At 71.1% G+C, this 14,671-nt stretch carries 17 protein-coding genes and 1 tRNA gene; 10 read left to right on the forward strand and 8 right to left on the reverse strand.

Features of this window, described 5'->3' with window-relative positions; genetic code table 11:
- Window positions 1-21: 21 nt before the first annotated feature.
- Entirely contained in the window at window positions 22-735 is a 714-nt protein-coding gene (locus ASD11_RS03060) for an SGNH/GDSL hydrolase family protein (protein ID WP_056283116.1), read from the reverse strand.
- Between the two features lie 94 nt (window positions 736-829).
- Entirely contained in the window at window positions 830-1,294 is a 465-nt protein-coding gene (locus ASD11_RS03065; RefSeq protein ID WP_056283119.1) for a tRNA (cytidine(34)-2'-O)-methyltransferase, read from the reverse strand.
- Between the two features lie 52 nt (window positions 1,295-1,346).
- Between ASD11_RS03065 and ASD11_RS03070 the strand changes: the two genes are divergently transcribed.
- Window positions 1,347-1,775, forward strand: coding sequence for an SRPBCC family protein (locus ASD11_RS03070; protein WP_056283122.1), 429 nt, complete (start codon window positions 1,347-1,349; stop codon window positions 1,773-1,775).
- A gap of 33 nt (window positions 1,776-1,808) precedes the next feature.
- Here the strand turns inward: ASD11_RS03070 and ASD11_RS03075 are convergent, their stop codons facing one another.
- The 4 genes from ASD11_RS03075 to bcp form a co-directional block, all read right to left on the reverse strand.
- Entirely contained in the window at window positions 1,809-2,714 is a 906-nt protein-coding gene (locus ASD11_RS03075) for a PfkB family carbohydrate kinase (RefSeq protein WP_162246454.1), read from the reverse strand.
- A 62-nt stretch (window positions 2,715-2,776) separates the two neighbouring features.
- Entirely contained in the window at window positions 2,777-3,583 is an 807-nt protein-coding gene (locus tag ASD11_RS03080; protein WP_056283127.1) for an alpha/beta fold hydrolase, read from the reverse strand.
- Window positions 3,584-3,600: 17 nt separating this feature from the next.
- Window positions 3,601-3,683 (reverse strand) — tRNA-Leu (locus ASD11_RS03085).
- Between the two features lie 41 nt (window positions 3,684-3,724).
- Window positions 3,725-4,198, reverse strand: a complete 474-nt coding sequence (gene bcp / locus ASD11_RS03090; protein ID WP_056283130.1) for a thioredoxin-dependent thiol peroxidase — start codon at window positions 4,196-4,198, stop codon at window positions 3,725-3,727.
- Between the two features lie 66 nt (window positions 4,199-4,264).
- On the opposite strand from bcp, the gene ASD11_RS03095 reads away from it, so the two are divergent.
- The 5 genes from ASD11_RS03095 to ASD11_RS18000 all read left to right on the forward strand — a co-directional run bounded on the left by ASD11_RS03095 (window position 4,265) and on the right by ASD11_RS18000 (window position 8,133).
- Window positions 4,265-4,513 (forward strand): DUF3618 domain-containing protein, encoded by a 249-nt coding sequence (locus tag ASD11_RS03095; protein ID WP_056283131.1) that lies wholly within the window; start codon window positions 4,265-4,267, stop codon window positions 4,511-4,513.
- Window positions 4,513-4,839: a GroES family chaperonin gene (locus ASD11_RS03100; RefSeq protein WP_056283133.1), complete on the forward strand. Its 327-nt coding sequence runs from the start codon at window positions 4,513-4,515 to the stop codon at window positions 4,837-4,839. The genes ASD11_RS03095 and ASD11_RS03100 overlap by 1 nt, the downstream gene beginning before the upstream one ends.
- A 16-nt stretch (window positions 4,840-4,855) precedes the next feature.
- Window positions 4,856-5,971 (forward strand): FUSC family protein, encoded by a 1,116-nt coding sequence (locus ASD11_RS03105; RefSeq protein ID WP_056283136.1) that lies wholly within the window; start codon window positions 4,856-4,858, stop codon window positions 5,969-5,971.
- 196 nt (window positions 5,972-6,167) lie between these two features.
- Window positions 6,168-7,577, forward strand: coding sequence for an alkaline phosphatase (gene phoA / locus ASD11_RS03110; RefSeq protein WP_056283139.1), 1,410 nt, complete (start codon window positions 6,168-6,170; stop codon window positions 7,575-7,577).
- A gap of 397 nt (window positions 7,578-7,974) precedes the next feature.
- Window positions 7,975-8,133 (forward strand): hypothetical protein, encoded by a 159-nt coding sequence (locus ASD11_RS18000; RefSeq protein WP_156464556.1) that lies wholly within the window; start codon window positions 7,975-7,977, stop codon window positions 8,131-8,133.
- A gap of 58 nt (window positions 8,134-8,191) precedes the next feature.
- On the opposite strand, the gene ASD11_RS03120 is transcribed toward ASD11_RS18000, so the two are convergent.
- Window positions 8,192-9,034 carry an HpcH/HpaI aldolase/citrate lyase family protein gene (locus tag ASD11_RS03120; protein WP_327019513.1) on the reverse strand — a complete coding sequence of 281 codons (843 nt, stop codon included), beginning with the start codon at window positions 9,032-9,034 and terminating at the stop codon, window positions 8,192-8,194.
- A gap of 80 nt (window positions 9,035-9,114) precedes the next feature.
- Window positions 9,115-10,164, reverse strand: a complete 1,050-nt coding sequence (locus ASD11_RS03125; protein WP_056288293.1) for an HpcH/HpaI aldolase/citrate lyase family protein — start codon at window positions 10,162-10,164, stop codon at window positions 9,115-9,117.
- A gap of 169 nt (window positions 10,165-10,333) precedes the next feature.
- Here ASD11_RS03125 and kdpF point away from each other — a divergent pair, with 169 nt between their 5' ends.
- Genes kdpF through kdpC form a run of 4 tightly spaced genes read left to right on the forward strand, consistent with a single transcriptional unit; the run spans window position 10,334 to window position 14,671 of the window.
- A complete protein-coding gene (gene kdpF, locus ASD11_RS17680) occupies window positions 10,334-10,423 on the forward strand; it encodes a K(+)-transporting ATPase subunit F (protein WP_156464557.1) in 90 nt (29 codons plus the stop codon).
- Between the two features lie 8 nt (window positions 10,424-10,431).
- Entirely contained in the window at window positions 10,432-12,090 is a 1,659-nt protein-coding gene (gene kdpA, locus ASD11_RS03130) for a potassium-transporting ATPase subunit KdpA (RefSeq protein WP_056283144.1), read from the forward strand.
- The gene (kdpB, locus tag ASD11_RS03135) at window positions 12,087-14,081 is read left to right on the forward strand and encodes a potassium-transporting ATPase subunit KdpB (protein ID WP_056283147.1); all 1,995 of its coding nucleotides are present in this window, start codon (window positions 12,087-12,089) and stop codon (window positions 14,079-14,081) included. The genes kdpA and kdpB overlap by 4 nt, the downstream gene beginning before the upstream one ends.
- 5 nt (window positions 14,082-14,086) lie before the next feature.
- Window positions 14,087-14,671 (forward strand): potassium-transporting ATPase subunit KdpC, encoded by a 585-nt coding sequence (kdpC, locus tag ASD11_RS03140; RefSeq protein WP_156464558.1) that lies wholly within the window; start codon window positions 14,087-14,089, stop codon window positions 14,669-14,671.

Raw genomic sequence — 14,671 nt, forward strand, 5'->3', positions numbered from 1 at the left:
GTCCGGCCGCCGGTCGGCGGCTCAGCCGGCGGTGCGGGTGGCGGGTCCGTCGAGGGCGTCGATGACGCGGTCGGCGATGGCCGCGCTGCCGGCGCGGCTGGGGTGGATGCCGTCGACGACGCGCTCGTACGAGTCGAGCGTGCCGGTGGTGCTCACGTACTCGAGACCCAGGCGGTTGGCGGCGGTGTGCACGATCGAGGTGATGCGCCGGCCCTGCCACGGGTCGAGCGGACCCCACGGCGGCCCGAGCACGACGATGCGGGTCGAGGCCGGGAGGCGGCGCTTCACGAGGCCGAGGTAGCGGTTGACGGCCTTGGTCACGGCCGCGTCGGTGGACTCCACGAAGTGGCCCTCGCGGCACGAGGCCCAGTCGTTGCGGCCGCCCTCCACGATGAAGACCGACGGCGTCGGTCCCTGGAAGGCCTCGGGACGGTCGACGAAGCGGTTGCCGCCGCAGCGCAGCCCGGGGCGCTGGTAGCCCGAGCCCGACTGCGCATAGGTCCGCACGGGTGCGTCGAAGTGGCGGCCGACGAAGCTCCACCAGCCCTGGCTGGGGCTGTCCACCTCGTCGTCGTAGCGCGCCGTGATGGAGTCGCCCACCACCACGATGCCGTGTCGGTACGGGCCGGTCCCCGTGTCGCTGGCCCCGCCCGACACGGTGGACAGCGCCAGCACGAGCGCGGCCATCACCGCCCCGGCGACCGCGATCCTCGCGGCCGAGATCTTCACCGTCATGTGCACGTGCTCCCTTGGTCCGGGACCAGGGTACGTCGCCGTCTGTGCAGGTGAGAGCGATTTCGGCACCTGTACCCGAATCGTCACCGAGCGGTCAGGAGCCGCCCTCGAAGCCGTGCTGGCGCCAGGCCTCGTACACCGCGATGGCGGCGCAGTTGGCCAGGTTCATGGAGCGTCGCCCGGGCACCATCGGCAGCCGGAGACGGTCGGTCACGCGCGGGTGGTCCTGGACGTCCTGGGGGAGGCCCGTCGGCTCTGCACCGAAGAGGAGGACGTCGCCCGGCACGTACTCGACGTCGGTGTAGGCGCGGGTGGCGCCGGTGGTGAAGGCGAAGACCCGCGCGTCGCCGAGGGCCGCGAACGCCGTCTCCAGGTCCGGGTGCACCGTCATGACGGCGAGGTCGTGGTAGTCGAGCCCCGCGCGCTTGAGCTTGGTGTCGGACAGGTCGAAGCCGAGCGGCTCGACGAGGTGCAGCTCTGCGCCCGTGGCGGCGGCCAGACGGATCGTGTTGCCGGTGTTGCCCGGGATGCGGGGCTCGTGGAAGAGGACGCGGAACATCCTGCACAGACTAGCGACCTGCGCGGGCGGCGATGCCCCTACACTCGCGGTCATGACTGCACCGCTGCGCGTCCACGTGACCCACGTCTTCAGCTCCGACCCCGCCACCGTCTTCGCCGCCCTGAGCGAGCACGAGAAGCTCGGCGTCGTGTTCGCCCCGGCCAAGATCACCCGGGTCAAGGACGGCGCGGCCTCGCGCAACGGGGTCGGCTCCGTCCGGCGCCTCAAGATCGGGCCGCTGCCCGGGTTCGAGGAGACGGTCACGGCGGCCGAGGAGCCCACCCTCATCGAGTACGAGATCACCAAGGGTGGTCCGCTCAAGGGCCACTGGGCCGTGCAGCGGCTCACGCCCACGGGCGACGGCGGGACGCGCCTGGACTACCGCATCGGCTTCGACGCCCCGCTCCCCGGCATGGCCAAGGTGGTGGGCGCGGGCCTGTCCCGTCAGATCAAGGCCGGCCTCACCAAGCTCGTCCCCTGATCGTCGTCCCCTGAGACACTCCCCGTCGGCCGGCTAGTCGTAGAGCTCGTCGCGCCACGGGGGCTGTGAGCCCGGGCGTGCCACCGCGATGGCGGCTGCCCGGGCCGCCACGGTGCCCACGCGGCGCCAGAAGGCCAGGTCCACCATGCGGAGCTCGCTGGCCCCGTCGGGTCCCAGCGTGGCCTCGTCGTCGAGGGCCGACAGCAGTCCCGCCAGGTGGGCGTCGCCCGCGCCCACGGTGTCGACGACCCTGGCCGGTGCGGCCGGGACCATGATCGAGCCCCACGGGGTGTGGATGCGGGCCCCCCTCGCGCCCATGGTCACGATGACCGCGGCCGGGCCGGCCTCGAGCCAGCGACGCGCCACCACCCCCGGGTCCACGCCGGGCGCCAGCCACTCGAGGTCGTCGAGGCTCGTCTGGACCACGTCGGTGAGCGGCACGATCTGGCGCAGGTGGGCCAGCACCTGCTCGCGCGCCGGGAGCATGGCCGGACGGATGTTCGGGTCGAACGTCACCACGCTCGTGGGGGCGACGCGGCGCAGCAGGTCCTCGACGTCGTCGGACCCGGGCTGCAGGAAGGCCGCGATGGACCCCACGTGGACGGCGTCGGGCGCGAGGTCGGCCGGGATGGGACCGGGCGCCCACGTGAGGTCGAACGTGTAGCTGGGCGTGCCCTCGTCGTCGAGGACCGCCGTGGAGGTGGCGGTGCGCTCGGGGACGGCGAGACCCTCCATGAGGCGCACGCCGGCGTCGGCGAGCTGCATGCGGATGAGGGCGCCGTGGTCGTCCTGGCCGATGGTGCTGGCGAGCGTGGTCTCCAGCCCGAGCCGTGCCAGGCCCACCGCGACGTTGGCCGGGCTGCCGCCGGCATGCTCCGTGACGGTGCCGTCGGGACGCTGCACGACGTCGACGATGGACTCGCCCACGACCAGCATCATGCGGCACATTCTGACATGACCACGCGTCCTCCGAGGTGCGAGCGGAGCACACAGGCCGGGGCTCAGCCGCTGGTCAAGAAGTCCTCGACCAAGGCGTTGACCTGCGCCGGGTCCTCGAGCGCGGCCAGGTGGCCGACGCCCTCGAGGACGACGAACGTGGCGTTCGGGGCGGCCCCGGCCATGCGTCGGGTCTCCTCCACCGGGAACGTCGCGTCCTCGCGCCCGGCCACCACCAGGATCGGGGCGGTCACGGTGGCGAGCAGCGCGAGCTGGTCCGGACGGTCGGGAACGACGCTCCTGACGGCGTGGCTCACCGACGAGACCTCCACCGCGGCAGCCGCGGCCCGGACGTGGGCGACGGCCTCGGGCCGCTCGCGGAGCGAGGTGGGGCCGAGGAAGGCCTTGAGCACCGAGCGGGTCAGGGGCGGACGGAGGCCGCGCAGCAGCCGGGCGGCCAGCAGCAGCGCGCCGAACTCGAGCCGCTGGCGACGGCCGGCGGGGGAGGCCGTGGCGTTCATCAGCACGGCACGACGGACGCGCTCGGGGTGACGGGCCGCGAACGTCGCGCCGATCATGCCGCCCCACGAGTTGCCGACGAGGTCGGCCCGCTCGACGCCGAGGTGGTCGAGCACGTCGACCACGACCTGCGCGCACTCCTCGAAGGTGAAGGAGTCCGTCAAGGGGTCGCTCGCACCGTGGCCGGGCGGGTCGACCAGGACGACCTGATGGGTCGCGGCGAGATGCTGCCGCTGCCCCTCCCAGAGCGATCCGGTCATGAGGAGGCTCGGCCAGAAGACGATCGTCGGTCCGGACCCGTCGACGTCGATCGCGACGCGACCCAGGACGGTCGGCACGAGCTGCTGGGTCATGGGACCTCCTGGGTGAGTGCCGAAGGCGGGACTTGAACCCGCACGCCCGAAGGCACAGGAACCTAAATCCTGCGTGTCTACCAGATTCCACCACTTCGGCTCGGGCCAGAGTCTAGGACCCGGCCCGTCGTGCAGCTGGCCTCAGGCGCCGAGACCGAGGTCCTTGCGGAGCTTGGCGACGTGCCCCGTGGCCTTCACGTTGTAGGCGGCGTGCTCGACGGAGCCGTCCTCGCCCACGACGAACGTGGAACGGATGACACCGGTGACGACCTTGCCGTACAGCTTCTTCTCGCCGAAGGCGCCCCACGCCGTGAGGACCTCCTTCTCGGGGTCCGAGAGCAGCGTGATGCCGAGGCCGTCGCGCTCGCGGAACTTCGCGAGCTTCTCGGGCTTGTCGGGGGAGATGCCGAGGACGGTGTAGCCCTCGCCCGTGAAGCGATCGATGGCGTCGGAGAAGTCGCATGCCTGCTTGGTGCAGCCGGGCGTCATGGCTGCGGGGTAGAAGTACACGACCACCTTGGAGCCGCGGAGGTCGGACAGCGTCACGCTCTCGCCCGTGTCGGAGGGGAGGGTGAAGTCGGGGGCGGGGTCTCCGGGCTGCAGTCGCGTCGTCATGACCCCTATCCTTGCAATGAGCGTGCGCCGACCGGCGTCCGGCTTCCCCCGACGAGAGGTGCTTCCGTGAGCAGGTCAGAGACCGATCAGCTGGTCGACGAGATCGAGCAGATCCGACTCCGCCTGGCCGACACGGTCGACGAGCTCGTCGATCGCACCAACCCCAAGAACGTGGCCCGCCGCGGCGTGGCCGGTCTCAAGGCCAAGTTCGTCGACGAGCAGGGCTCCGTCCGGCTCGAGACCGTCGTCCCGCTCGTCGTGGGCACCGCCGCGGTCGTCGCGGCCATCGTGGGCATCCGTCGACTGACCCGCTGATGTCCGACGCCGGGAAGCTTCCCATCCGGATGCTGCACGACCGGCTCCTCGTGCGCCTCGACCCCGACGCGGGCGACCGGCGCTCCTCCGGCGGCATCGTCATCCCCGCCACGGCCGCGCTCGGCAGACGTCTCGCGTGGGCACGGGTCGAGGCCGTCGGCGCGCACGTGCGCGCCGTCGAGGTGGGCGACCGCGTCCTGTACGACCCCGAGGAGCGGGCCGAGGTCGAGGTCCGCGGCGAGGAGTTCATCCTCCTGCGCGAGCGCGACCTGCACGCCGTGGCCTCCGAGCGACTCGAGGAGGAGCAGACCGGCCTCTACCTCTAGGCCGGTCCGAGCCGTCATGCGCCGAGCCCTCGACGAACGGATCGCGCGGTACCTGCCGCGTCCGCAGGAGACGTTCGCCGACCGGCTCCAGGCTCTGCGTCGACGCTGGCGGATGCTCCTGCGCCTGAGCGCGTCCACCACCGTGGCCTACGCGATCGCCACGGAGCTCCTGAGCCACCAGCAGGCGTTCTTCGCCCCCATCTCGGCGGTCATCGTCCTCGTGGCCGGTGCCGGCCTGCGGGGCAGGACGCTCCTCGAGCTCGTCGGCGGCGTGGCCGTGGGGGTGCTCGTGGGCGAGCTCCTCATCCTGGGGATCGGCCGCGGTGCGTGGCAGATGGCTCTCATCGTCTCGCTCACGGTCATCGTGGCCACCCTGCTCGGGGTGAAGGGCCTGGCCCTGACGCAGGCCGCCAACTCCTCCATCCTCCTGGCGGCCGTCATCCCGGTCGCAGGGGCCGGCAACCCGGCTGTCACGCGGTTCATCGACGCCCTCGTGGGGGGCGTCTGCGGCATGCTCATGGTGATCCTGCTGCCGCGGAACCCGCTGCGCGACATCGACCGGGAGGTCCAGGCGCTGCTGGAGCGGCTCTCGCTCAGCCTGGCCGACGTGGCGCGGGCCCTGCGCGAGCAGGACTTCGAGCACGCCGAGCGCGCCCTCGCCACGGCGCGCGGCATGACCGGGCTCGTGGCCTCGCTCGAGGCCACCGCCGTCAACGTCGCCGAGATCGCGCGGATGTCGCCCATGCGCTGGCGCCAGCGTCAGCGGGTCGAGCAGTACGTGCGCAGCGTCCAGAACTTCGACAACGCCGTCCGCGACACGCGCGTCCTGGCCCGGCGGACCTCGGCGATGCTCCGGCACCACGAGGAGCCGCCCGCGGACTTCGCCCTCGCCGTGGACTCCATGGCCGAGGCCGTGCGGATCTTCGCCGACGACCTCGCCGAGGACCACGACTTCGACGTGGCGCGCCAGAAGCTCGTCGACGCGGCGCGCATCGCCGTCACCAGCCTGCCCAGCGCGCTGACCCTCAACAGTGCCGCCATCGCCGCCCAGGTCAGGTCGCTCGCCGCCGACCTGCTCTACGCGAGCGGCTTCACCCGCGACGAGATCGACGACCGCCTCGACTTCGACTGACCTCGCAGCCCACAGTGGTCCCCGAGTGGCGCAGATTGGCTCTTTTTGGACGGCGTGTCGCGCCAATCTGCGCCACTCGCGGTTGGGTTTGCGCCACTCGACGAGCGCGGAGAGTAGTTCGAACTGACTAGTTCTCGTTGACCAGGCGTCACCCGGGTGACGCCGACCGTTCACCCGGGGCCGGTGGGTTGGACCCATGACTCTGACACGTTCCTCCCTGCGCTCCGCGGCCGTCATCGGCGTCGCGGCGACGTTCCTCGGTGCTGCTGTCGTCGGCTCCGTCGCGACGAGCAAGAACATCGCCTCCCACGGCGGCGCCCAGCGCCTCGACGGCGACCAGACCTCGGCCGTCAAGAAGGCCCTCAAGAGCGGGCGCGCCGACAACGTCATCCTCCTCATCGGTGACGGCATGGGCGACTCCGAGATCACCTCGGCCCGCAACTACATCGTCGGCGCCGCGAGCCGCCTGCCGGGCATCGACGCCCTGCCGCTCACCGGTCAGTACACGACGTACTCCGTCACGAAGGACGGCAAGCCCGACTACGTCACCGACTCCGCAGCGTCCGGGTCGGGCTGGGCCACCGGCACCAAGACGTACGACGGTGCCATCAGCGTCGACGTCAAGGGCAAGCCGCAGGCCTCGCTCCTCGAGCTCGCGAAGCGCGCCGGCTACAAGACCGGCGACGTCTCCACCGCCGAGATCCAGGACGCCACCCCCGCCGTCCAGGTCTCCCACGTGACGGGCCGCAAGTGCTACGGCCCCAGCGCCACCACGGCGCAGTGCCCCACCAACGCCAAGGAGAACGGCGGAGCGGGCAGCATCACCGAGCAGCTGCTCGACACCCGCCCCGACGTCACCCTCGGTGGCGGTGCGGCCACGTTCGCCGAGAAGGCCACCGCGGGCCGGTACAAGGGGCTCACGCTCGAGCAGCAGGCCGAGAACCGCGGCTACCAGCTCGTCGACGACCTGGCCTCGCTGAAGTCGGTCAAGAAGGCCGACCAGAAGAAGCCCGTGCTCGGTCTCTTCGCCGACGGCAACTTCCCGGTCCGCTGGACCGGCCCGGCCGCCACGAGGACCGGCGGCGCCAAGGCGCCCGTCCGTTGCACCGACAACCCGGCCCGCAAGTCGACGCAGCCGACGCTCGCCGACCTCACCAAGAAGTCGATCTCGCTGCTCGACCAGGGCAACAAGAAGGGCTTCTTCCTGCAGGTCGAGGGCGCGAGCATCGACAAGCAGGACCACGCCGCCGACGCCTGCGGCCAGATCGGTGAGACCAAGGACCTCGACGAGGCCGTCCAGGCCGCGCTCGCCTTCGCCAAGAAGGACAAGCACACGCTCGTCGTCGTGACCGCCGACCACGCCCACACGAGCCAGATCGTCGAGGCCGGCTCCACGACCCCGGGCCTCACGACGAACCTCCTCACGGCCGACGACCAGCCGATGACGATCAACTACGCGACGTCGGCCGAGGGCGGCTCGCAGCAGCACACCGGCACGCAGCTGCGCATCGCGGGCTACGGTCCGCAGGCCGGCAACGTGGTGGGCCTGAGCGACCAGACCGATCTGTTCTTCACGATCGCCCGGGCGCTCAAGCTCAAGCAGTAGTCCCACAGAAATCCCAGAAACCCTGACGCAGCGGGTCGACAGCCGTCGGCCCGCTGCGTTACGGTTGAACTGCTTCCGACCGGGAGCAACCGCAGAGCACCGGAGGTGAGTCCCATGGCCACGATCTTCTCGACCGTCGACCCGCGACTCACCGGAGCTCTCACCTGAGGCCAGTCACGCACTGGCACATCTGCCGCTCCGGACCCCACGTCCAGGAGCGGTTTTTTTATGTCCCCACCCGAGCGACCTCGCTCACGACCCCTGCCCGCCCACGAGTCCATCCAGCCATCTCACCGAAAGGAGGCGCGCCATGAACCTGCCCATCCATGACTCCCTGCCCCAGACCGACTCGACACCGACGACGAACGTCCCGACCTCTGGAGAGGGGGTGAACGCCATGACTCGCAAGCCCCGCCAGGCCCGCAAGCGCGCCTGGGACGAGATGTCGGAGACCGACCGCCAGGTCCTCCTCGAGTCGGCGCGCATGCGCCGCGAGGTGCAGGCAGCCCAGGATGCTCGTGCCCTCGAGACCTGGGCCCTCCACGCCCGTCGCTGACCACCGTGACGACGAAGGCCCCGGGACCGACAGGTCCCGGGGCCTTCGTGCGTCGGCGTCAGCGTCCCTCGAGGGCCTCGGCGTAGGCGAGGATGCGACGCGCGTCGCGCACGTGCAGCTCCTCGACCATCTTGTTGTTGAACGTGACGACACCCTGGCCGGCGGCCTTGGCCTCCTCGAACGTCTCGATGAGGCCGGTGGCCCGCTCGACGTCGGCCTCGGAGGGGGAGAACGCGACGTTGGCCGGCTCCACCTGCGAGGGGTGGATGAGCGTCTTGCCGTCGAAGCCCATCTCGCGGCCCTGGCGGGCCTCGGCCTCGAAGCCCTCGGCGTTCTTCACGTCGTTGTAGACGCCGTCGATGATGACCTTGCCGGCCGCCCGGACGGCGATGAGCGTCCAGGCGAGGGAGGTGAGGACGACGGCGTTGCGGCCCGGGACGTGGAGCCCGTAGGTCTCGTTCACGATGTCGTTCGTGCCCATCACGACGACGGTCAGCCGTTCGTGGGCCGCCGCGATCTCCTCGGCGTGCAGGAGGGCGACGGGGGTCTCGATCATGGCCCACAGCTGCGTCTTCTCGGGTGCCCCGGCCGCCTCCATGGCGGCCACGATGGAGCGGACCTGCTCGGCCGACTCGACCTTGGGCACGAGGATGGCGTCGGGGCCGGCCTCCGAGGCGGCCTTCACGTCGTCGTCGTGCCACTCGGTCCCGATCGAGTTGACCCGGATGGCCAGCTCGCGGTGACCGTACTCACCGGAGCGGACGGCGGCCACGACGTTGGCGCGGCCCTGCTCCTTGGAGTCCGGCGCCACGGAGTCCTCGAGGTCGAGGATCAGCGCGTCGGCGTCGATGCTCTTGGCCTTCTCGAGGGCGCGCTCGTTGGCGCCCGGCATGTACAGCACGCTCCGCCTGGGCCTGACGGCCGAAGGGGAGGACAGATCAGTGGTGGCGTTCTCGGTCACAGGTCGCACAGCTCCTTGGGTCACAGGTCGTAGAGCTCGGCGAGCTCGGGGTCGCGCTCGGCCAGGGCCTTGGCCAGGTCGAGCATCACGAGGCACTGCTTGCAGGAGGCGTCGTCCTCCATCTTGCCGTTGATCATGACGGCACCGGAGCCGTCGCCCATGGCCTCGACGACCTCCTTGGCGTGCGCGACGTCCTCGGGGCTGGGGGAGAAGACCTTCTTGGCGATGTCGATCTGCACGGGGTGCAGGCTCCACGCGCCCACGCAGCCGAGCAGGAAGGCGTTGCGGAACTGGTCCTCGCACGCCACGACGTCCTTGATGTCGCCGAAGGGTCCGTAGAAGGGCAGGATGTCGTTGGCCGCGCAGGCGTCGACCATGCGGGCGATCGTGTAGTGCCAGAGGTCCTGCTGGTAGGTGGTGCGACCCTGCGTGAGGTCCTCGCCCGTCGGGTCTTCGCGGACCAGGTAGCCGGGGTGGCCGCCACCCACCCGGGTCGTCTTCATGCGGCGGCTCGCGGCCAGGTCGGCCGGACCGAGGCTGATGCCCTGCATGCGGGGGCTGGCCGCGGCGATCTCCTCGACGTTGGTCATGCCGAGCGCGGTCTCGAGGATGGCGTGGACGAGCAGCGGCTTCTGGACGTCGCCCTTGGCCTCGAGCTGCGCCAGCAGGCGGTCGACGTAGTGGATGTCCTGGGCGCCCTCGACCTTGGGCACCATGATGACGTCGAGCTTGTCGCCGATCTCGGTGACGAGCGTCGTGAGGTCGTCGAGCGCCCACGGCGAGTCGAGGCTGTTGATGCGGACCCACAGCTGGGTGTCACCGAACTCGGTGTTCTTGGCGATCTCGACGAGACCGAGGCGCGCGGCCTCCTTGTTCTCGGTCTTGATGGCGTCCTCGAGGTTGCCCAGGATGATGTCGACCTTCGAGGCGATCGACGGGACCTTGTCGGCCATCTTGGGGTTGCTCGGGTCGAAGAAGTGGATCATCCGCGACGGCTTGAACGGCACCTCCGCGAGGGGCGCCGGAGCGCCCACGGCCAGAGGACGGAGGAAAGCACGGGGGTTTCGCACGGGCATCTCTTTCGCAGCAGGCGTCAGGATCGCCTTTCAGTATGGCCACGCGGCGCACGTCACACCCGACGGGGGTCGTCGGCGGGCCGGGCGTCAAGATCGCGTCAAGAGCCGTCAGGACGCTGTCAGGACCGGCGTCCCCCGGCCGTAGCGGGTGTGCGATGGCGTCATGACCACCGAACACGTCCTCGGCCTGCTGGCCGTCGTCGCTCTGCTCGTCTACCTCGTCGCCGCGCTCGTGCGGCCCGACAGGTTCTGAGCCCGCCGATGACCGACACGCTCTCCGGGCTCCTCACGATCGCAGCCCTCCTCGCGCTCCTGGCGCTCGCCTACGTCCCGCTGGGCGACCACATGGCGCGCGTCCTCACGTCCACCCGGCACACGAGGCTCGAGCGAGGGATCTACCGCGTCGTCGGCGTGGACCCCGACGCCGAGATGAGCCCGCGCGGCTACGTGATGGGCGTCCTGGCCTTCTCCGCGGTGAGCATCGCGCTCCTCATGGCCATCCTGATGGGCCAGGCGGCCCTGCCGTGGGACCGGGGACTTCCCGGGATGCCGTGGGACATGGCGCTCAACACCGCCGTCTCGTTCGTCACCAACACGAACTGGCAGTCCTACGCAGGCGAGTCGACGCTGGGCTTCGCGGCCCAGGCCGGGGGACTGGCGGTCCAGAACTTCCTCTCCGCTGCCGTGGGCCTGGCCGTCGCCGTGGCCGTCATCCGTGGCTTCACCCGGGCCCGCTCCTCGACGATCGGCAGCTTCTGGGTGGACCTCGTGCGTGGCGTCCTGCGGATCCTGCTGCCCCTCGCCCTCGTCGGCGCGGTCGTGCTGCTGGTGCTCGGGGTGGTGCAGAGCTTCACGGACACCACGGTCCAGACGTTGGCCGGGGGGACGCAGACCGTGCCGGGTGGCCCGGTCGCGAGCCAGGAGGTCATCAAGCAGCTCGGCACCAACGGCGGCGGCTTCTTCAACGCCAACTCGGCGCACCCGTTCGAGAACCCGAGCGCCCTCTCCAACCTGTTCGCGATCTTCCTCCTGCTGGTCATCCCGGTCAGCCTCACCCGCACGCTCGGGACGCTCCTCGGCGACCGTCGTCAGGGCTACACGGTGCTGGGGGCCATGGCGTTCCTGTGGGGCACGGCGCTCGCGGTGACCACGTGGTCGGAGGCCGGTGGCCACGGACAGTCCGCCGTCGCCGCCGGCAGCGCGATGGAGGGCAAGGAGACCCAGCTGGGCACGTGGGCCTCCTCGCTGTTCGCGGTCTCCACGACCGGGACGTCGACGGGCGCAGTCAACGCGTCCCACGACTCCATGACCCCGCTCGGGGGTGGGACGGCGCTCGTCCACATGATGCTCGGCGAGGTCTCGCCGGGCGGTGTGGGGACGGGCCTGTACGGCATCCTCGTGGTCGCGATCCTCGCGGTCTTCGTGGCCGGCCTCATGGTGGGCCGCACGCCCGAGCTGCTGGGCAAGAAGATCGGGGCGCGCGAGATGACCTACGTCGCGCTCTACACGCTCGTCACTCCGGCGCTCGTGCTCGTCGGCGTCGGCCTGGCCGTGGCGCTGCCCTCCACCGGCGACGCGATGGGCAACCCGGGCGGCCACGGCTTCAGCGAGGTGGTCTACGCCTTCACGTCCGCCGCCAACAACAACGGCAGCGCGTTCGGCGGTCTCACCGTGACCTCGACCTTCTTCCAGCTCTCCCTCGCAGCCGCCATGCTGCTGGGCCGACTGGTCCCGATCGTGCTGGTGCTTCTGCTCGCCGGCTCCCTCGCGCGGCAGCGGAAGGTCCCCACCACCGCCGGCACGCTCGCCACCAACACCCCCCTGTTCGCGGGCCTCGTCGTCGGGGTGGTGGTGCTGGTCTCGGCCCTCACCTACTTCCCGACCCTGGCCCTCGGTCCCATCGCGGAGGCCCTCTCATGAATCTCGCCCAGATGTGGCGCCAGCTCCCGGCGGCCCTCGTGAAGCTCGACCCTCGTCACCTGTGGCGCAGCCCCGTGCTGTTCATCGTGTGGCTCGGCTCGGTGGCCACCACCGTCTCGGCCGTCGCCGACCCCAGCACGTTCTCGGTGCTCCTGGCCGTGTGGCTGTGGCTCACCGTGGTCTTCGGCAACCTCGCCGAGGCCGTCGCCGAGGGACGCGGCAAGGCGCAGGCCGCCTCGCTGCGCGCCGCCCGGACCGACGTCTCGGCCCGACGGCTCGTGGACGGGGCCGAGGAGCTCGTGCCGGGGACCAGCCTCGTCGTGGGCGACCTCGTCAAGGTCCTGGCCGGCGAGGTGATCCCGGGCGACGGCGACGTCGTGGAGGGTGTGGCCTCGGTCGACGAGTCGGCCATCACGGGGGAGTCCGCCCCCGTGATCCGGGAGGCGGGTGGAGACCGCAGCGCCGTCACCGGCGGCACCCGCGTGCTGTCCGACGAGATCACCGTGCGCATCACCGCCGCCTCGGGAGAGACGTTCCTGGACCGGATGATCGCACTCGTGGAGGGCGCCGAGCGGCGCAAGACGCCCAACGAGATCGCGCTGTCGATCCTGCTGGTGAGCCTCACGATCGTCTTCGTCCTCGCCGTGGCGACCCTGCAGCCCATGGCCGAGCTGGCGGGGGCCCCGCAGCGGACCATCGTGCTCATCGCCCTGCTCGTGTGCCTGATCCCCACCACGATCGGTGCGCTCCTGAGCGCCATCGGCATCGCGGGGATGGACCGCCTGGTCCAGGTGAACGTGCTGGCGATGTCGGGCCGGGCCGTCGAGGCCGCCGGCGACGTGAGCACGCTCCTGCTCGACAAGACCGGCACCATCACGTACGGCAACCGTCGGGCGTCCCGCTTCCTCCCGGCCGACGGGGTCACCCTCGCTGTCGTCCAGGACGCGGCCCGGCTGGCCAGCCTCGCCGACCTCACGCCGGAGGGTCGCTCGATCGTCGAGCTGGCCGACGAGCAGGGCTCGGCCCCGGACGACCTCCCGGCCGGTGCCGAGCTCGTGGAGTTCACGGCCCAGACGCGCATGTCGGGCGTCGACCTCCCGGGCGGGCGCGAGCTGCGCAAGGGTGCGTCGTCCGCCGTCGTCGCGTGGACCGGGGCGCCGCTCCCGCCTGCCCTGCAGGCCTCGGTGGACGAGGTGGCCGGCTCGGGCGGCACGCCACTCGTGGTCGCCGAGCGTCACGGGGAGACGTTCCGTGCGCTGGGTGTGGTGCACCTCAAGGACGTGGTGAAGGAGGGCATGGCCGAGCGGTTCGCCGAGCTCCGGCGCATGGGCATCCGGACCGTCATGATCACCGGTGACAACGCGCTCACGGCCCGCGCGATCGCGGCCGAGGCCGGCGTGGACGACTTCCTCGCCGAGGCGACGCCCGAGGACAAGCTCGCGCTCATCCAGAAGGAGCAGGAGGGCGGCCGGCTCGTCGCCATGACGGGTGACGGCACGAACGACGCCCCCGCGCTGGCGGCGGCCGACGTCGGCGTGGCCATGAGCTCGGGGACGTCGGCGGCCAAGGAGGCCGGCAACATGGTCGACCTGGACTCCGACCCCACGAAGCTCATCGACGTCGTGGCGATCGGCAAGCAGCTGCTCATCACCCGCGGCAGCCTCACGACGTTCTCGATCGCCAACGACGTGGCCAAGTACTTCGCCATCGTCCCGGCCATGTTCGTGGCGGCCTACCCCTCCCTCGACACCCTCAACGTCATGCGGCTGGCCACCCCGGAGTCGGCGATCCTCTCGGCCGTCGTGTTCAACGCGATCGTCATCGTGGCGCTCATCCCGCTCGCCCTGCGGGGCGTGGCCTACCGCGCGCAGTCGGCGGCGGCCGTGCTCCGGAGGAACCTCCTGGTGTTCGGCCTCGGCGGCGTGGTCGTGCCGTTCGTGGGCATCAAGCTCATCGATCTCGTCCTCTCCCAGCTCCCCGGAATCAGGTGATCCTCGTGATCCAGCAGCTCTCCCGCCAAGGCGTGGCCGCCCTCCGCCTCCTCGCCGTCATGACCGTCGTGCTCGGCGTCCTCTATCCCGCGAGCGTGTGGGCGGTCGGTCAGGCCTTCGGTGGCCGCCCCGACGGCCAGCTCGTGAAGGTCGACGGCCGGACGGTGGGCTCGCGGCTCATCGGGCAGGACTTCAGCGGATCCACGTGGTTCCACTCGCGGCCCTCGGCCGGCGACTGGGACGGGTTGGCGTCGGCGCCCTCCAACCTCGGACCGTCCAACCCCGAGCTGCTGAAGGCGATCGAGGATCGTCGGGCCGCCGTGGCCGCGGAGGAGGGCGTCGACCCGTCCGACGTCCCGCCGGACGCCCTCACCACCTCGGCCTCGGGTCTCGACCCGTACATCTCCCCGGAGTACGCCCGCATCCAGGTGGACCGGGTGGCGCGGCAGAACGACCTGAGCAGGGCCGTCGTGGCCCGGCTCGTGGCCGACCACGCCCAGGGCCGCCAGCTCGGCTTCCTGGGCGAGCCCAAGGTCGACGTCCTGGACCTCAACCTCGCCGTCCGGTCGGCCGTCGAAGGGGCACACTGA

The sequence above is a fragment of the Aeromicrobium sp. Root495 genome (assembly GCF_001426755.1).
In the GTDB taxonomy this organism is placed as follows: Bacteria; Actinomycetota; Actinomycetes; order Propionibacteriales; family Nocardioidaceae; genus Aeromicrobium.